Origin of the sequence: Anianabacter salinae (assembly GCF_019061145.1) — a bacterium.
Lineage (GTDB): Bacteria > Pseudomonadota > Alphaproteobacteria > Rhodobacterales > Rhodobacteraceae > Anianibacter > Anianibacter salinarum.
The window spans coordinates 342,779-360,225 of the sequence record NZ_JAHQZS010000003.1; the positions used below are offsets into that span (position 1 = coordinate 342,779).

Sequence of the window (17,447 nt, forward strand, 5' to 3'; positions counted from 1 at the left end):
CTATCGCAGCACGCGCACACAGTCCGCGCGAGCATGCGAAGGAGACAAGACATGACCGACCCTGTCCGCTGGGGAATTCTCGGCGCGGCCAAGTTTGCGCTGGGGCAGATGGCGCCTGCCATTCACGCTGCGCGCGGTGCGGAATTCGCGGCGCTGGCCACATCCTCGGCCGACAAGGCCGCGCCGTTCCAGGCCTTTGCGCCGGGGATCGCGGTGTATCAGGACTACGACGCGCTTCTGGCCGACGACAGCATCGACGCGGTCTATATCCCGTTGCCCAATCACCTGCATGTCGAATGGGCGACAAAGGCGCTGCGCGCGGGCAAGCATGTGCTGTGCGAAAAGCCCATCGCCTTGGCCGCGCCCGAGATCGACGACCTGATCGCCCTGCGCGACAAGGCCGGGCTGATCGCCGCCGAGGCCTACATGATCGTGCACCACCCCCAGTGGCAGCGCGCCAAGGCGCTGTATGACGAGGGCGCCATCGGCAAGCTGATGTTCGTGGACGGGGTGTTCGGGTATGACAACCGCGCCGATACGGGCAACATCCGCAACCGGCCGGAAACCGGCGGCGGCGGCATCCCCGACATCGGCGTCTATACCTATGGCGCGACCCGCTGGCTGACCGGGGCCGAGCCGCAGCGCATCGCGAACGCCAACGTCGTCTGGGAAAATGGCGTCGATGTCTTCGCCCATGTCACCGCCGAGTTTCAGGGCTTCCGCGCGAGTTTCGTCAACTCGATGCGGATGGCACCCGCGCAGGACATGACCTTTTACGGGGACGAGGGCGCGATACGGCTGACCGCGCCGTTCAACCCGATGGTGTTTGGCGAGGCGCGCGTGGAATTGCACAGCAATGTCCACGGCGCGGGCACCGGAAGCGCGGTGACGACCGAACGCTTCCCGGCGGCGAACCACTATGTCCTGCAGGTCGAAAACTTCTGCCGTTCCGTGCGGGACGGGGCGGCCTATCCCTGGACGCTGGAAAATGCGAGGGGCACGCAGGCGATGATCGACATGGTGTTCACGGCGGCGAACCCGGCGTGAGGGCTGCCCGGCGGCGGGTTTACCCCGCCGCCACCGGCGCCAGCGCCAGCCGCATGATGTGCTGCGGACCGGCGCCGCCGCCGAGGTAGTCCGCGCCCGTCATCTCGAACCCGCCCCTGAGGTAACAGCCCCGCGCGCCGGGGTTGCGGTGGTTCACGGTCAGGTAGACCGCCGCCGCGTCCGGGTAGTGCTGGTGCAGATAATCGCGCAGCGCCTTGCAGGCGGCGGTGGCGATGCCTTGCCCCTGATGCTGGCCACTGACCGAGAACATCCGCAGCCCGATGGTCCCCGCCTCGGCAAAGTCATGCGCCTGCGGATAGTCCGGGTCGATGGCGAAGAAGCCGACGGTTTCGCCGCCCTGCAGGATCATGTGCCCGTCCCGCCGCCCCGTCGCCGCGCGCATCGCGGCGGCAGGGGGATCGGAAAACACATGCTGCTCGGCCGGCAAGGTCAGGTGCGCGATCAGGTCCAGCCGCCCGGCGGGCAGGGGAGAGAGCGTGACGCTCACCCCTCCATCGCCTCCAGCTCGTCGATCATGCCCGAGATCATCGACAGGCCCTTGTCCCAGAACTTCGGGTCCGACGCGTCCAGACCGAAGGGCGCCAGAAGCTCTTTGTGGTGCTTCGATCCGCCCGCTTTCAGCATGTCGAAATACTTGTCCTGGAAATCCGCGCCGCCCTCTTCGTAGACCGCATAAAGCGCGTTCACGAGGCCGTCGCCGAAGGCATAGGCGTAGACGTAGAACGGCGAGTGGACGAAGTGCGGGATGTAGGCCCAGAAGGTTTCATACCCGTCCATGTACTCGAACGCCGGGCCGAGGCTTTGGGCCTGAACGCTCATCCACAGGGCGTTGATGTCGTCGGGGGTCAACTCACCCTTCTGGCGTTCGGCGTGCAGCTTGCACTCGAAATCGTAGAACGCGATCTGGCGCACGACCGTGTTTATCATGTCCTCGACCTTGCCCGCCAGAAGCACCTTCCTCTCGGCGTCGTCCTTGGCGTTCTCCAGCAGCTTGCGGAAGGTCAGCATCTCGCCGAACACGCTTGCCGTTTCGGCCAGCGTGAGGGGCGTGGACGACAACAACTCGCCCTGACCGGCGGCCAGCACCTGGTGCACGCCGTGGCCAAGCTCATGCGCCAGCGTCATCACGTCGCGCGGTTTGCCCAGGTAGTTGAGCATCACATACGGGTGCACCTCGGTCACGGTCGGGTGCGCGAAGGCACCGGGGGCCTTGCCGGGCTTTACGCCTGCGTCGATCCAGCCCTTGTCGAAGAACGGCGCGGCCAGATCGGCCATCTTGGGGTCAAAGCCCGCATAGGCGTCCATCACCATGCCGCGCGCGGTGTCCCAATCGACCGTCTTGGGCGCGTCCATCGGCAGGGGCGCGTTGCGGTCCCAGACCTGCAGCACATCCAGCCCCAGCCACTTGCGTTTCAGTTCATAGTAGCGGTGCGACAGCTTGGGGTAGGCGGCGACAACGGCGTTGCGCAGCGCCTCGACCACCTCGGGCTCGACGTGGTTGGCAAGGTGGCGGCCGGTCTGCGGCGTCGGCATTCCGCGCCAGCGGTCCTCGATGTCCTTTTCCTTGGCCAGCGTGTTGTGCACCCGCGAAAACAGCGGCAGCCGTGACCGGAACACCCGCGCCAGCTCGTGCGCCGCCGCCTCGCGCTTGGCGCGGTCGTGGTCGGTCAGGTAGTTCAGCGTGCCCTCGATCCCGTGGGTCTCGCCGTCCACCTCGAATTCCAGCCCGGCCATCGTCTCGTCGAACAGTTTGTTCCAAGCTGATGCGCCGACGACCGACTGGTCATGCAGGAACTTTTCCAGCTCGTCCGACAGCTGATAGGGCCGCATCGACCGCATCCGGTCGAACACCGGCTTGTAGCGCGCCAGATCGCCGGTGCCGAACAGCGCCTCGTAGGCGTCATCGGGGATGCGGTTGAATTCGAGCGAGAAGAATACCAGCGCCGTGGTGTAGGTCGTGATCTTGTCCTGGCAGTCCGACATGAACTTGGCGCGGCCGGAATCAGTGGTGTTCTGGTAGTAGCGCAGCCCGGCGAAGGACATGATCCGCCCGGCGATGACGTCGATCTTCTCGTAGCGCTTGATGCAGGTCAGCATCGCGGCGGCGTCGAGGTCTGCCAGCTTGCCCGCGTAATCGGCGGCGAATTTCGCGCACTCGGCTTCCAGCCAGTCCATGTCGCGCTTCAGCTCGGGCGCGTCCTCGGCGGGGTAGAGATCGCTGAGATCCCAATCGGGAAGCGGCCCAAGATCCTTGCCGCCACCGGCGCTGGCCCCGGAGTTCGCATCGAGGACGGGGGTCGGAAAATCGCGCATGTCTCACCTGTCTTGGTCCGTTGTTGACACAAGACATAGGGTGACAGGGGGGTGCTTCACAAGGCGTTGGGCCCTTTGACGCGCGACTTATCGTTTGATACCGGACGCGGCGCGATTTTACCTATGGTTTGATACCGTGCACGCGGCAAATTTCGGCTAAGGCTTTGTAATTTATTGGAAAGTTTCGATGGCGGGAAGTTCCGCAATCGACAGACCTTCAACGGCGCGCGCAAGTTCCTGATTTCTCTACATTATCTGCTTTCGCGTGCGCGGTGGTTGCGGATTGCGGCCTGTTTTGCGGCCACTATCCGATCAATCCGTGTCGTCGTCGGCGATGCCTGACGCTTCTCCAAGGCGCTCCATCATGGATTGGAGCGACTTTACTGTAATGCCTCTTTCAAAGCCCCTTGCTTCACTTGCAATTGCATTTATTGCTATATAATCGTCCGGAAATGTTAAATTATCAAGAAGCGACCTCTCGAATTTTTTCTCTTGAAGTGCTTTAAGTATCTCTTTCGCAATATTTTTGATAATTTCGCCTTCACATGCGCGCAGGCATCTAATTACTGCCTTTTCATCGTTGGTAAGGTCATTCATGCCATTGATTGCGCTCTTTGCGCCTAGTATCAGCGCAAGCTCTTCAAAAGAGTCAGTCTGTCCCGCTGAAATTGCCGACGGCGCTACGCCAAGAGCACTTGCCATCTTCATGACCACGAAACGGCTCGGGACAGTGCGCCCTGTCTCATAGTTCGCAAGCGCCGAACGAGTGACCCCTACAAGTTCAGCAAAATCGGCCTGCGTTCGGTTCCCTCGAAGCGCGCGTATGCGCCTGCCCATTAACTTAGCATCTTCTTCTTGTGTCATTTGTGTATCGCGTGTAATGTGTGCATAACGTGTCGCTTGTGTAGCGTAGCACAGGGAGTTCAGTTGTGCCAACGAAGCTTGACATTGCTCGTGATGAGCTGCGCCGCAAAGGGCTTACCATTAAGGAATGGGCTAAGCGGAACGGGTATCCGGAACGGTCTGTTCGCGCGGTCCTTTCGGGTCACAACAAGGGGTATTACGGGCAGGCGCACAAAATTGCCGTGGATCTTGGTCTCAAGGAAGCTGCCCAGTGAAGCTTCTTTCGGTGACCGCATTCGCACATGCTACGTCCGTTCCTGAAAGAACGGTTAGACGAGCCTTTTCGAATGCCGCTCAAGGCAAGCTGTGGCACGGCGAACCCCTGCCCGTTGTGCCGCTTGAAGGCCAGCGGGGCGGAGCGGCAGGTTGCGCCTATGCGGTTGATCTGTCTCAGTTGTCGCCTGGACTGCTGACCAAGCATCCGCCTTTGCAGGCGCTGCGGGACGACGCTGCCGCGACCGCGCCGGTCGCGGGTCGGTCAAGCGTGGAACCGTGGCGCGTCAAGGAACAACAGCGGCGTCTGAACATCATCCGCCCGGCCCTGGGCACGTCGAAAGGGTCGCGTGCCCGTGGGGAAACGCTCCGGAAGCTTGAAGCGGCGCACAGGGTGGACTTCAAGACGCTGCAACGCTGGGTCTTGGAGTATGACAGCAAGGGTCTTCCAGGTCTGTTGCCCAAGCCCAACGGCAACCCTGGAAAGCGCCGGGTGCAGGTTACGCGGGCATGGGATGCCGGGATCGATCTTGATGAGGCGGCACGTGCGGCGGTGGCCGCGCGGCTCGAAACCTACGCCAAGAGCCTGATCGCGAAGGCCGTGTCCATGTCGAAGGTCGGCGGGCTCGCATCGCGCGAACTGGTAGACCTGTGCCGGGAAGCGGGATCACAGATCGGGCCGCGAAAGCTGGAAACGATATGCCGCCTCAATACGAGATTTGTGCTGCGGTTCAAGGACAAGCGCCGGGTAGCGCGTCATGACTTGGACAACAAGAACCACTTCGACAAGGACTTGCCGCGCACGTCGCGCGGGCGGTGCGCGTGGCCCATGGAAGTGGTCTATGGTGACGTGCACCCCATCGACATCTATATGCGCGCGCCCGAAGGGAACGGACAACTGCGTCTGCGGCTGATCGCATGGATGGATGACTGCACGCATCACATGTGGGTAACGGTCGCGGTGCTGGGCAAGGGCAACGGCATCCGCGCAACCGATGTGGCCGATGCGCTCTACAACATGGTGTGCAACCCAGCAGCGGGTGTGCCGCGCACTCTCTATTTGGACAACGGGTCGGAATATGGCTCCGTCGCCACTGCGATGCTCGAAATACCAGATGCGGTGGATGTGCTTCACCAGCATGATGGATGCGTTAAGGCGACACCCTATAACGGACCTGCCAAGGGGTTGATCGAAGGCGCATTTTCCAAGCTGGAGCAGGGCTATTTCAAGCACCTGCCAGGGTGGATCGGCGGCGACCGGACGAACAAGAAAACCCATGCTGTTGGCAAGCCTGTAAAGGGCTTTTCAGGCACCGTTGAAGACCTTGTTCAAGCTGTCATCGACATGGTCGCCGCCTATAATGATACACCGCAAGACGGGCGGCTTCGGGGCAAGTCGCCAAGGCAGGCCATGCAGGATGCCATCGACGCCGGGTTCGAGGCAGTCACGATGGACGATGACGCGTTCGACTTCGCCTTCAGCAAGCGAGATGACCGGCAGATCATTCAAGGCCGGTTCCGGTTCAAGGGCACGTTCTATCAGAACGACGAAACCGCAAAGATGGGTGCGGGGGATCGTATCGATATCCGCATCCCACTGCGCAGCGGCGCTAACCAGGTCTTCGTGGTGCACAACGGCGCGTTCAAGGGCGCTGCCAGGGCTGACACCCAGTATCACCCGCTTGACCGCGACGGCGCCGTTGAAGGCAACCGCCGCCGAAAGCTTCAAGCTCAAGCAATCCGGGAACTTAAGGCCGATATCGATCCCTCGATCGACCCGGCAACGGAGATCCTGAAGCGCGTCGATCGCACGCCGCTCGTGGCCGGGCCTGGGACCATAGTTCGGCTTTCGGAACAGACCGCGACGGACAGCACTGGGGACGATGACGCGGCCAAGCGCGCGTTCCTGGAAGACCTTCTTCGCCAAGCCAATGGCGATGGCGAAGCAAGCCGAATGACCGGTGGGAAATGATTTGGCGTCGAACCCCACCGGCCATTCAAAACGCAACCCTGTCAGAGGATTACAAATGACAGAGCTACCAGAGATTCCTACCATCGACACCGCCGTGTGCGCAACGATGCGCTTGGTCATCGGCGACGTGCTCGACGGCGCGGGCCTTGCCGTCATGCGCGGGCCCGTCGGTATCGGCAAGAGCTTTGCCTTGCGCAAGGTCATTGACGAGTTCGCAGCGGACGGCGCGAAGGTCACACACCTTGCCGCCACGGGTGCGGTGCAGGGCAAGATTGCCGAGTTCCTGCGGGCGCTCCACGGGCGCGAAGGTGTGTCCAGCGCCGAAGGGCTGGAACTTGCCTTTGACATGATCTGCGGCTTTCCCTTCCGGGATTATGGCCCACGGTCTGTCGTGATCGTTGACGAAGCGCAGGACCTCGCCGCGCCCATCATCGCCCAGCTTCGCGGCCTTTGGGATCGCGGCGAACTTGCCCGGCTTGGCGACCCCTGGTGCCCTGCCTTCGGGCTTGTCATGGTCGGGAACGACCAGTTCCTGAGCAACGGCACCCGGCAGGACCGGGTTAACCTGAAACCATTGTGGGACAGGATCACCCACAACATCCGGTTGCCGCGCCCCAGCAAGGACGAGCACGAGGCGTTCGCCCATGCGGTGTTCCCCGGCGAAGGCGAAAACGCGAACAAGATGCGCGCTATGGTTCAGGCATTCGGTGAAGATCACGGGAGCTTGCGCGCGGCGCACAAGGCCGCACGGCAGGCATTCATTCGCGCCAGCCAGAAGGGGCAGGACGTGAACGCGGATCACTTGGCATTCTCAATCCGCATGATGGGAGGCAGAGAATGACTGTCACGTTAGGACTTCGGCTGGACCTTGAAGCCAGCGAGATCGAGGGACGGGTCGCTCTTTTTGCGCTGGGGCAGCCGGGCGCGCGCGCCCGGCTGATTGCCCATGGCGAAGGGCTCCAAGCTTATCTGGCAGCGCAGTTGCGGTTTCTGCAGCAGATGAAGGAGCGTGATCCCTCCGGCGCTGCCGCAGCCGAGCTTGAGCCACACCTCAAGGCGGCGACAAGGGCCGAAGATGAGGTGGCGCACATTCTCGCCTTCCTTACCCATCTCGAAGAAACCCCCCCGATGCAGACAGGAAAACTCCAATGAGCTCCGCGCGTGTTGAAAAGGAGAGCGCCGTGCCGCCCGGCTTCGTATCCATTGCCAAGGAAGAGGCGATAGAGATTCAGGATGCCATTGAAGAGACGCTGTATCTGCTCAGCCATGCTGAAAGCGTGATGGGCTCGCTTGCGGAACTGGTGCCCGACAACACCGACATCGGGCCATTCCTCGCGCTCCTGGAACGAGGCTTCAAGAACGCCTTGGACGTGGAAGGCAGGCGCCTCGATGCTTTCGTCGTGACACTCAGGGAGGCGATCCATCATGCCCCTTAGCCGAAACCAGATAGCCCTGTTGCATGTGGCAAAGAACAAGCTCGGCTTGAATGACGCGATGTATCGCGCCGCGCTTGTCCATATCGCCGGGGTGACGAGCTCGACCGAACTTGACCGGGACGGCTTGAATGCGCTGATGGGGTTCTTCGAATATCTCGGTTTCGAGCCGCTCACCCGGCGTGGTGCGGACTACGGCGACCGGCCGGGCATGGCGAGCTTCGCGCAACTCGAACTGATCCGGGCGCTCTGGCACGAATACACACGCGGCAAGGCCGGAGACGAAGAGCTCAACAAATGGCTCCTGCGCTCATGGAAGGTTTCAAGCCTGCGCTTCCTGCGGAAGGGAGATGCCCAGAAGGCAATCACCGCCTTGAAGGCGATGAAGCGCCGCGCTGCCTGACTGTGGCCCTGGAGAAACTCAAAGGGCGGCGCTTGGATGCGCCGCCCTTTTTGTTCGACGTGCGCCCGGAGGGACGGGTGCCTCCCTCGACTGCACATGGTCGCAGGTACCCCGCAAGTGGTTCGGGCGCACGATGCTCAGATAGCGCCGGATGCAAGTCTTGGCAACGGGCTGACCCAGAACCCATGCGCAGAGCGCCGTTAAACACCCATTAAAGGGCCTTGCTTGGAATTCACGGGGGTGGCACCGTCGCGGTGCGGGTTCGCATCCAGCGCCGCGCTGTGCGGCGCACCACTCGGGCGGTCCCGATGCCGGACCTCGCCTGGTAAACTTGCTAGGTCGGAAAGGTGTCAGGGTATCTGTAGCTCTGTCGTCATGACCCTGGCGAATTTTGACAGCTCCGACTATCCGACATGCGCGCAGATGCGCGAGATGGGCTTGCCCGTCTCAGACGTGCTGTCGGAGCTGGAAAGCGCGCTTGGCCACGAAGACCTTATCGCCTTTCTTCAGGCGACGGGCGGGGCGGAGTTTCATGTCCCATCAAAGCCCCCGGCCAAGCCCCCTTCATCCCCCGAAGAGCGGGCGGGCGAATGTCTGCGCCAGACTATCGGATGGGGCAGCTATCAGGTTCCGCTTGGTCCCACCTCTGCGATGGCGCGCTCTTGCTTCGCGATCCTCAAGGGGCTTCGCCAGGGTCAGACCGTCTCTCAGATCGCCAAGTCGCAAGGACTGAACTCACGCACCGTGACAAGGCGCAAGGCAATTCTCTCGGAGCTCGGGCTCCTGGACACCTCGGCAGACACCTCAAAAGGACAGCCAAAATGATCATCAACGACGGCAACCTTGCCCACGCCTTCAATGGCTTCAGGAGCACCTTCAACGATGCCTTCGCGTCCGGCGCGGCGTACTGGGACAAGATCGCGATGGTGGTTCCCAGCACCGCGCGCGACGAAGCCTATGGCTGGCTTGGGCAGTTCCCGAAGCTGCGCGAATGGGTCGGAGATCGCGTGGTTCGCGACATCAAGGCTCATGGCTTCACGATCACCAACAAGAAGTTCGAAAGCACGCTCGGGATCAGTCGCGAAGACTTTGCCGACGACCGTTATGGCGTCTTCAAACCGATGTTCGCCGAGATGGGCCACCAGGCGAAGGTTCATCCCGACGAGCTCCTGTTCGCACTCCTGAAGATCGGCGCAACGACGCTCTGCTTCGACGGTCAGTATTTCTTCGATACCGATCACCCTTCGGTTGACGAGGACGGGGATGCCGTCACGGTTTCGAACATCGACGATCCAGCGGGCACCGAGACGCCCTGGTATCTTCTCGACACCTCCCGCCAGATCAAGCCGCTGATCTGGCAGAAGCGCGAGGACTACGAGTTCCAGTTCATCAATGCGCCGACCGACACGCACGTCTTCATGAAGGACGAATACCTGTATGGGGTCCGAGCGCGGGTGAACGCGGGCTATGGCCTCTGGCAGATGGCCTACATGGGAAAGAGTGGTCTGACCGAGGCGACCTACGGAGCCGCACGGGCGGCGATGATGGGGTTCCGCGGCGACCAGGGCCGCCTTCTCGGCCTCCGTCCGAACATGCTGGTGGTTCCGCCGTCGCTCGAAGCCGATGCACGGCGCATCGTCCTTGCGGATCGCGGCGACCAGGGCGGGCCGAACGTCTGGCAGGGAACGGCCGAGATCATCGTCTCGCCGGACCTTGCATGACGGACGCGGGCGGCACTCGGTCCATCTGCGCGACGGCAGAATTGCCCGAGGCGCACGGCGCACCCGATTGGGTCGAGCTCTTGCCCACCGGCGTGGTGCGCGGGCGCGACGGCCGTGTCTTCGTGGTGGACAATCCCGCCGACGTGGCCGCGACTTCCATGGGCTCGGGCGGCGAACTTCCAATCGACTATGAACACCAGGTGGACGGACCGCGCTCCGTTGGACCAATCCCGGCCGCCGGATGGATCGACCGGCTCGAAGTCCGCGACGGCGCGATCTGGGGGCATGTGAAGTGGACGGCGAAGGCCGCGAACATGATCGGCGAGCGTGAGTACCGCTACCTTTCGCCGGTGCTGATCCACCGGCAGGACCGCCGCGTTGTCCGCCTGATCGGCGCGAGCCTCGTTCACCGTCCCAACCTCAACCTCAAGGCCCTGGCAAGCGAGAACATCCCGATGACCGACGAAACCGATGACACCAGGACGGCGGCCGTGGCCGAGGCGCTCGGCCTGAATGCCGAGGCAACCCCCGAAGAAATGATCGTCGCGATCAACCGGCTGGCCACGCCAGACCCAGCCGCCTACGTGCCAATGCACGTTGTTCGCGAATTGATGCGCGCACAGGGTCAGACGGCGGTCTCCATGAACGAAGAGCGCGCCGAAGTGAAGGTCGGTGAGGCCATGGACGCGGGCTATCTCTCGCCCGCCATGCGGGATTGGGCGGTGGCACTTTGCACGCGCGACCCCGAGGCGTTCGACGGCTTCATCGCCAGCGCGGTCCCCGTGTTCGCCCACCTGTTCGAGACCCATGCACAAAAGCTGCCGCGCCGGAGCGCAGCCCATGGGCAAGGCGGAGACGCCGAACAGATCGCCCGCACCCTTGGCCTGCCGGTCGAGAAGGTGCTGGGGTAACGAGACCGCCGGGAGTCCAGGCCCGGCGCGCTGGTAGCAGGTGAGGTGGCGGTTTCTGTCCATGTTCGCCGTCGTGCCTGCTACCGGCATCAACCAAGGGGCAACCGATGGCCTTCGACCCACGCGACCTGCTTCGCACTGTCATGGCGGAACTTCGCACCTCGCACGATCTGCGCGCGAAAGCGGACGCCGCACTCATACGGGCGGCGAAAGCTCTTGGCAGTGCGCTTGATCACCTCGATACGTACGTCGCAGATGAACTGCCGCCCGAGGCCTACCCGGTGACAGAGCACCGTCGCGCCCACCGTCCAGGCCGAATGCCCAAGCTCGATGCCGACCCGGAGCTTCGCGCCTTCGTGCTTGCACGCATCGACCGTATGACGTTTCAGGAGATCGCCGAAGCCGTGGCCGTTGAATACCCCGTTCAAAGGCGTGTTTCACGCTCCACAATTCACTTCTGGTGGCGTCGAAACGAAGGACGCTACACGCCATCCGGACCCGAAAAACAATGAAAGACGGTCCCGGATAGGCCCGGGACTGCCGCCCTCTTCCGGTATCAAACGCTTAGTTACGACCTTAAACCCAATGTTACACAACACCTTCGGACGGGCCTGAGCAGGCACCACGGGTGCCGCGCCGCATGCATGGCCGCCAGACCCCGAAAAAAACATGAAAAAAATCGCTTGCAACACAGAAGTCATGGCCCTAGATGCCCCCGCAAGACGCCAACGCACGCGCCTCTGGCGAGGTGGGCAATTCAACCCCCACGCGGTTACGCAGCGACGGTAACGTCTCCCTTGGAACTGAGCGGTCTCATGCGGGCGTGTCCCCATTATGGCCGGGTCTATTGGAGATGACCATGAACGCTTTCGTAACCGACGTCGTCGGCGACGCCGTCGTCGCATTCCCCTCGCGTGTCGAGACCTTCATCCGTGCCCATGAATTCGACCGTCCGACGCTGGTGATCGACACCGACGTCGTCGCGCGTGAGTATCGTGCGCTCGATGCTGGCCTTGGCCACGCCAACATCCACTATGCCGTCAAGGCGAACCCGCACCGTGCGATCATCGAGACGCTTGTCGGCCTCGGCTCGCATTTCGATGCGGCCTCGCGCGGCGAGATCGAGTTGTGCCTGTCGCTTGGCGCCGATCCCTCGACCGTGTCCTTTGGCAACACCATCAAGCGCGCCTCCGACATCGCTTTCGCGTGGCACGCCGGTGTAACGCTGTTCGCGGCAGACGCCGAGGAAGAGCTTGAGAAGATCGCCGCCAACGCCCCCGGCGCGCAAGTCTACATCCGCCTGATCGTCGACGCGTCCGAGGCCGACTGGCCGCTGTCGCGCAAGTTCGGCTGCGCCCGCGACAAGGCGCTGTCGCTGCTGGCAATGGCGCGTGACCTTGGGCTGTCGCCGGTCGGTTTCTCGTTCCACGTCGGATCGCAGACCCGCCGCGCCGAGATGTGGACTGCCACGCTCGACCAGATCGCGCAGGTCTGGCACGACGCCAAGGCGGCAGGCTTCGACCTGACGCTTCTGAACATCGGCGGCGGTTTCCCGGCGTTCTACGGCGAGGCGATCGACCACCCCACCACCTACGCTGCCCGCGTGATGGAGCTTGTGACCGAACGTTTCGGCCACGTCCCCCACGTCATGGCAGAGCCGGGCCGCGGACTTGTCGCGGAATGCGGCATGATCGCCGCCGAGGTGATGCTGGTGTCGCGCAAATCCGAGACCGAGATGCACCGCTGGGTCTATCTCGACATCGGCAAGTTCTCGGGGCTGGCCGAAACCATCGACGAGGCGATCCGCTACCAGTTCATCACTGACCGCGATCATGAGTCGACCGGTGCCTGCATCCTGGCCGGTCCGTCCTGCGACAGCGCCGACGTGCTGTACGAAAAGCGGCCCGTGCAATTGCCCCTTGGCCTGACCTCGGGCGACCGGATCATCATCCGCAACTGCGGCGCCTACACCTCGACCTACTCGTCGGTCGGGTTCAACGGCTTCCCTCCGCTGGACGTGATCGCGATCTGATCGCTGCCGGACGCTGACAGACAAGGCCCTGCGCAGCCAGCGCGGGGCCTTTCGCATTTCTGGCAGGCCAAATCCTCGCCGAGGATTTGCACGCAGAGTTTCGCTGAAACTCTGCCCGCCGCCGCCGTGCCAAAGCTCTGGCCCAAAGCGCTGCTTTGCGCTACGCTGAAAGCCAGACCCGGAAAACCGGGCGACGAGCAAGGCACGAGGCAGGCATTCCATGACCGAGATGGTCTTTGGGTCGATTCCCGTTCGGGAAGGCGAACCCATCCTCCCCCGCTGGTGGCGCACCATCGACAAATGGTCGATGTCCGCCATCCTGATCCTGTTCGGCATCGGCATCCTGCTGGGGCTTGCCGCCTCGCCGCCGCTGGCCGACCGAAACGGCCTGTCACCGTTCTACTATGTCGAACGGCAGGCGTTCTTCGGCGTGCTGGCCATCGCCACGATGATCTTCGTGTCGATGCAGAAACCCGAGACGGTGCGCCGCATCGGCATCCTGGGCTTCTTCGCAGCCTTCGCGGCGATCGCCCTTTTGCCGGTGTTCGGCACGGATTTCGGCAAGGGCGCGGTGCGCTGGTATTCCTTCGGTTTCGCCAGCGTCCAGCCCTCCGAGTTCCTCAAGCCCGGGTTCATCGTCATCTGCGCCTGGCTGATGGCCGCCGCGCAAGAGATCAACGGCCCCCCGGGGCGGGTGTTCTCGTTCGGCATCGCCATCGTCACCGCCTTCTTTCTCGCCATGCAGCCGGATTTCGGCCAGGCCTGCCTCATCATCTTTGGCTGGGGCGTGATGTATTTCGTCGCCGGGGCGCCGTTCCTGTTGCTGATGGGCATGGCGGGCGCCGTCGTGATCGCGGGCATCTTCGCCTATGAAGGGTCCGAGCATTTCGCCCGCCGCATCGATGGCTTCCTCTCCGCCGAGATCGACCCCCGCACGCAGATCGGATACGCGACCAACGCCATCCAGGAAGGCGGGTTCTTCGGTGTCGGTGTCGGCGGGGGCGAAGTGAAATGGTCGCTGCCCGATGCCCATACCGATTTCATCATCGCCGTCGCGGCCGAGGAATACGGGCTGGTTCTGGTGCTGGTCATCATCGCGCTCTACGCGCTCATCACCTTGCGGGCGCTCTATCGCCTCGGACGCGAGCGGGACCCCTTCATCCGGCTGGCGGGCACCGGCATCGCCTGCATGTTCGGCATCCAGGCGATCATCAACATGGGCGTCGCGGTGCGGCTCTTGCCCGCCAAGGGCATGACGCTGCCCTTTGTCAGCTACGGCGGGTCGTCACTTATCGCGGCGGGGCTGATGGTGGGGGCGCTTCTGGCCTTTACCCGCACCCGGCCGCAGGGTGAAATGGCGGATATCCTGCTGAAACGGAGACGCCCCTGATGGCCCGCAAGCCGCGTCTTGTCATCGCCGCCGGCGGCACCGGGGGCCACATGTTCCCGGCGCAATCTCTGGCCGAGATCATGTTGCGGCGCGGTTGGCGCGTCACCCTGACCACCGACGCACGCGGCGCGCGCTACACGGGGGGCTTTCCGCATTCGGTCGAGGTCGAGCAGGTGTCCTCGGCCACCTTCGCGCGCGGCGGAATTGTTGCGAAGGCGGGGGTGCCGCTGCGCATCGCTGGCGGCGCGCTGTCGGCAAGCTGGCGCTTTCTGCGCGACCGCCCCGACGTGGTGGTGGGCTTTGGCGGCTATCCGACCATTCCCGCGCTGTCCGCCGCCGTCGCCCTGCGCATCCCGCGCATGATCCATGAACAGAACGGCGTTCTGGGCCGTGTGAACCGGCTGTTCGGCGGCCGCGTTCACGCCATCGCTTGCGGCACTTGGCCGACGAAACACCTGCCCGGCGGGGTCGAGGCGATCCATACCGGCAACCCCGTGCGCGCGCTGGTCCATGACAAGGCCGGTGCGCCCTACATTCCGCCCGGCGACTATCCGATGTCGGTGCTGGTCATCGGCGGCAGCCAGGGCGCGCGGGTGATGTCGGACGCGGTGCCGCCCGCCATCGCGGCGCTGCCCGCCGAGATCCTGCGCCATCTGCGCATCGCCCATCAGGCCCGCCCCGAGGATATCGAGCGTGTCGCGCAGTTCTACGCGCAGGCAGGCATCGACGCCGAGGTCGAGCCGTTCTTTTCCGACGTGCCGCGCCGCATGGCCGAGGCGCAGCTTGTCATCAGCCGCGCAGGCGCCTCGTCGGTCGCCGACATCTCGGTGATCGGGCGTCCCGCCATCCTGATCCCCTTTGCCGCTGCGACCGAAGACCACCAGACCGCGAACGCTCAGGCGCTGGTCGATGCGGGCGGCGCGATCCGCCTGCCAGAGCGCAAGGCGACGCCCGAGGCGCTGACCGAGCAGATCGAAAGCGTCCTGGGCAATCCGCGGGGCGCGGCGCAGATGGCCAACGCGGCGCTGTCCTGCGGCAAACCCGACGCCGCGTCGGATCTCGCGGACATGGTGCAGGCCCTGGCGGGCACTGGCAAGGAGGCACAAGACCGGGCATGAAGCACGAGATTTTCGACAGGTTCAGGGGACACGCGATGAACGCCGCCACGAAACTTCCGACGCAGCTTGGCCCGATCCACTTTGTCGGCATCGGCGGCATCGGCATGTCGGGCATCGCCGAGGTGCTGCTGAACCACGGTTACAGCGTTCAGGGGTCCGACCTGAAGGCGTCGAAGATCACCGACCGGCTGGAGAGCCTTGGCGCCACCGTGATGATCGGACAGTCCGCCGGGAACCTGGGCCATGCCGAGGTCGTCGTCATCTCGTCCGCGATCAAGCCCGGCAACCCCGAGCTTGAGGCCGCGCGCAGCCGGGGCCTGCCGGTGGTGCGCCGGGCCGAGATGCTGGCCGAGTTGATGCGCCTGAAATCCAACATCGCCGTCGCGGGCACCCACGGCAAGACGACCACGACCACGATGGTCGCCACGCTGCTGGATGCGGGCGGGATTGACCCCACGGTCATCAACGGCGGCATCATCCACGCCTACGGCTCGAACGCCCGGATGGGGCAGGGCGACTGGATGGTGGTCGAGGCCGACGAGAGCGATGGCACCTTCAACCGACTGCCCGCGACCATCGCCATCGTCACCAACATCGACCCCGAGCATATGGAGCACTGGGGCGACTTCGAGACGCTCAAGGACGGCTTTTACCAGTTCGTGTCGAACATCCCGTTCTACGGCCTTGCCGTCTGCTGCACCGATCACCCCGAGGTGCAGGCGCTGGTGGGCCGGATCACCGACCGCCGCGTCGTCACCTTCGGCTTCAACGCGCAGGCCGACGTGCGCGCTGTGAACCTGCGCTATGAGGCGGGCGTCGCGCATTTCGACATCGCGCTGCAGGCCGAGGGCGCGGTGATCGAGGGCTGCACCCTGCCGATGCCGGGCGATCACAACGTGTCGAACGCGCTGTCCGCCGTCGCCGTCGCCCGCCATCTTGGCATGACGCGTGACCAGATCCGCGCCGCGCTTGCGGCCTTCGGGGGCGTCAACCGACGCTTCACGAAGGTCGGCGAATGGAACGGCGTGCCGGTCATCGACGACTACGGCCATCACCCGGTGGAAATCGCCGCCGTCCTGCGCGCCGCGCGCCAGTCCTCCACCGGCCGCGTCATCGCCGTGCACCAGCCGCACCGCTACACCCGCCTGTCCTCGCTGTTCGAGGAGTTCTGCGGCTGTTTCCACGACGCCGATGTCGTCGGCATCGCGGATGTCTATGGCGCGGGCGAAGACCCGATCCCCGGCGCGTCGCGCGATGATCTGGTCAAGGGCCTGACCCGCCACGGCCACCGCAACGCCCATGCCATCGCCGATCAGGACGCGCTGACCGCGCTGGTCCGGGCCGAGGCGAAACCGGGCGACATCGTCGTCTGCCTTGGCGCGGGCACGATCAGTGCCTGGGCCAACGCGCTGCCGGGGAAGCTGGCGGAATGAGCGCGCCGCTGATCGCCGCCTGCCTCTGGGCGCTTGCCTCGACTATCGTGGCGTTGTTGCCGATGCGGGCGCAGATGATCCCCGGCCTGATGCTGCTGATCGCGGCGCCGGTGCTCCTGGTCTGGATCGCCGCCGCGCACGGCATCTGGGTGACGGCGGGCTGCACGCTGGCGGTGCTGTCGCTGTTCCGCAATCCGCTGATCTACCTCGTGCGCCGTGCGCTTGGTCTGCCCACCCATATCCCCGAGGAGCTGCGCCGATGACCCTGTCGCTGACCCTTGCATGCCTCTGGGCGCTGGCCGCCAACCTGATCGCCATGCTTCCGTCCAAGCGCCACCACTGGCCGCAAGCCTATGCACTGATCGTGGTCGGCATCCCCATCGTGGGCTATGTCACCTACCAGCACGGCCCGTGGATCGGCCTGATCGTGATGGCGGCGGGCGTGTCGATCCTGCGCTGGCCGGCGTATTACTTCGCGCTCTGGATCAAGCGGCAGGTGACTGGGCCGAAGGTGACTGGGCCGAAGACGGATTGACG

The 17,447-nt window shown here is 64.0% G+C and carries 20 protein-coding genes; 17 read left to right on the plus strand and 3 right to left on the minus strand.

The window, feature by feature from the left end; translation table 11 throughout:
• Nucleotides 1–51 precede the first annotated feature (51 nt).
• Nucleotides 52–1,047 carry a Gfo/Idh/MocA family protein gene (locus tag KTJ87_RS10670; protein WP_267139103.1) on the plus strand — a complete coding sequence of 332 codons (996 nt, stop codon included), beginning with the start codon at nt 52–54 and terminating at the stop codon, nt 1,045–1,047.
• A gap of 19 nt (nt 1,048–1,066) precedes the next feature.
• On the opposite strand, the gene KTJ87_RS10675 is transcribed toward KTJ87_RS10670, so the two are convergent.
• The 3 genes from KTJ87_RS10675 to KTJ87_RS10685 form a co-directional block, all read right to left on the minus strand.
• Entirely contained in the window at nt 1,067–1,555 is a 489-nt protein-coding gene (locus KTJ87_RS10675) for a GNAT family N-acetyltransferase (RefSeq protein WP_267139104.1), read from the minus strand.
• Nucleotides 1,552–3,381 (minus strand): M3 family oligoendopeptidase, encoded by a 1,830-nt coding sequence (locus KTJ87_RS10680; RefSeq protein WP_267139105.1) that lies wholly within the window; start codon nt 3,379–3,381, stop codon nt 1,552–1,554. Before KTJ87_RS10680 ends, KTJ87_RS10675 begins: the two co-directional genes overlap by 4 nt.
• A 312-nt stretch (nt 3,382–3,693) precedes the next feature.
• Entirely contained in the window at nt 3,694–4,245 is a 552-nt protein-coding gene (locus tag KTJ87_RS10685) for a helix-turn-helix domain-containing protein (protein WP_267139106.1), read from the minus strand.
• A 65-nt stretch (nt 4,246–4,310) separates the two neighbouring features.
• On the opposite strand from KTJ87_RS10685, the gene KTJ87_RS18165 reads away from it, so the two are divergent.
• From KTJ87_RS18165 to KTJ87_RS10760, 16 genes are all read left to right on the plus strand, one after another.
• A complete protein-coding gene (locus tag KTJ87_RS18165; protein ID WP_407650486.1) occupies nt 4,311–4,499 on the plus strand; it encodes a helix-turn-helix domain-containing protein in 189 nt (62 codons plus the stop codon).
• Nucleotides 4,496–6,469, plus strand: a complete 1,974-nt coding sequence (locus KTJ87_RS10690) for a transposase (protein ID WP_267139107.1) — start codon at nt 4,496–4,498, stop codon at nt 6,467–6,469. Before KTJ87_RS18165 ends, KTJ87_RS10690 begins: the two co-directional genes overlap by 4 nt.
• Before the next feature lie 55 nt (nt 6,470–6,524).
• The gene (locus tag KTJ87_RS10695; protein WP_267139108.1) at nt 6,525–7,310 is read left to right on the plus strand and encodes an ATP-binding protein; all 786 of its coding nucleotides are present in this window, start codon (nt 6,525–6,527) and stop codon (nt 7,308–7,310) included.
• The gene (locus KTJ87_RS10700; protein ID WP_267139109.1) at nt 7,307–7,621 is read left to right on the plus strand and encodes a hypothetical protein; all 315 of its coding nucleotides are present in this window, start codon (nt 7,307–7,309) and stop codon (nt 7,619–7,621) included. The genes KTJ87_RS10695 and KTJ87_RS10700 overlap by 4 nt, the downstream gene beginning before the upstream one ends.
• Nucleotides 7,618–7,905 carry a hypothetical protein gene (locus KTJ87_RS10705; protein ID WP_267139110.1) on the plus strand — a complete coding sequence of 96 codons (288 nt, stop codon included), beginning with the start codon at nt 7,618–7,620 and terminating at the stop codon, nt 7,903–7,905. The genes KTJ87_RS10700 and KTJ87_RS10705 overlap by 4 nt, the downstream gene beginning before the upstream one ends.
• The gene (locus KTJ87_RS10710; RefSeq protein ID WP_267139111.1) at nt 7,895–8,305 is read left to right on the plus strand and encodes a regulatory protein GemA; all 411 of its coding nucleotides are present in this window, start codon (nt 7,895–7,897) and stop codon (nt 8,303–8,305) included. The genes KTJ87_RS10705 and KTJ87_RS10710 overlap by 11 nt, the downstream gene beginning before the upstream one ends.
• A 375-nt stretch (nt 8,306–8,680) precedes the next feature.
• Nucleotides 8,681–9,130, plus strand: coding sequence for a hypothetical protein (locus tag KTJ87_RS10715; protein WP_267139112.1), 450 nt, complete (start codon nt 8,681–8,683; stop codon nt 9,128–9,130).
• The gene (locus KTJ87_RS10720) at nt 9,127–10,026 is read left to right on the plus strand and encodes a Mu-like prophage major head subunit gpT family protein (protein ID WP_267139113.1); all 900 of its coding nucleotides are present in this window, start codon (nt 9,127–9,129) and stop codon (nt 10,024–10,026) included. The genes KTJ87_RS10715 and KTJ87_RS10720 overlap by 4 nt, the downstream gene beginning before the upstream one ends.
• On the plus strand, nt 10,023–10,937 hold the full coding sequence (locus tag KTJ87_RS10725; protein ID WP_267139114.1) for a phage protease: 915 nt from the start codon (nt 10,023–10,025) through the stop codon (nt 10,935–10,937). The genes KTJ87_RS10720 and KTJ87_RS10725 overlap by 4 nt, the downstream gene beginning before the upstream one ends.
• A gap of 107 nt (nt 10,938–11,044) precedes the next feature.
• On the plus strand, nt 11,045–11,449 hold the full coding sequence (locus KTJ87_RS10730; RefSeq protein WP_267139115.1) for a hypothetical protein: 405 nt from the start codon (nt 11,045–11,047) through the stop codon (nt 11,447–11,449).
• A gap of 347 nt (nt 11,450–11,796) precedes the next feature.
• On the plus strand, nt 11,797–12,969 hold the full coding sequence (locus KTJ87_RS10735) for a type III PLP-dependent enzyme (RefSeq protein WP_267139116.1): 1,173 nt from the start codon (nt 11,797–11,799) through the stop codon (nt 12,967–12,969).
• 220 nt (nt 12,970–13,189) lie between these two features.
• Nucleotides 13,190–14,359: a peptidoglycan glycosyltransferase FtsW gene (locus KTJ87_RS10740; RefSeq protein ID WP_267139117.1), complete on the plus strand. Its 1,170-nt coding sequence runs from the start codon at nt 13,190–13,192 to the stop codon at nt 14,357–14,359.
• A complete protein-coding gene (locus KTJ87_RS10745; protein ID WP_267139118.1) occupies nt 14,359–15,477 on the plus strand; it encodes a UDP-N-acetylglucosamine--N-acetylmuramyl-(pentapeptide) pyrophosphoryl-undecaprenol N-acetylglucosamine transferase in 1,119 nt (372 codons plus the stop codon). The genes KTJ87_RS10740 and KTJ87_RS10745 overlap by 1 nt, the downstream gene beginning before the upstream one ends.
• Entirely contained in the window at nt 15,474–16,910 is a 1,437-nt protein-coding gene (murC, locus tag KTJ87_RS10750) for a UDP-N-acetylmuramate--L-alanine ligase (protein WP_407650487.1), read from the plus strand. Before KTJ87_RS10745 ends, murC begins: the two co-directional genes overlap by 4 nt.
• The gene (locus KTJ87_RS10755; RefSeq protein ID WP_267139119.1) at nt 16,907–17,173 is read left to right on the plus strand and encodes a DUF2484 family protein; all 267 of its coding nucleotides are present in this window, start codon (nt 16,907–16,909) and stop codon (nt 17,171–17,173) included. The genes murC and KTJ87_RS10755 overlap by 4 nt, the downstream gene beginning before the upstream one ends.
• Nucleotides 17,170–17,445, plus strand: coding sequence for a DUF2484 family protein (locus KTJ87_RS10760; RefSeq protein ID WP_267139120.1), 276 nt, complete (start codon nt 17,170–17,172; stop codon nt 17,443–17,445). The genes KTJ87_RS10755 and KTJ87_RS10760 overlap by 4 nt, the downstream gene beginning before the upstream one ends.
• Nucleotides 17,446–17,447 lie beyond the last annotated feature (2 nt).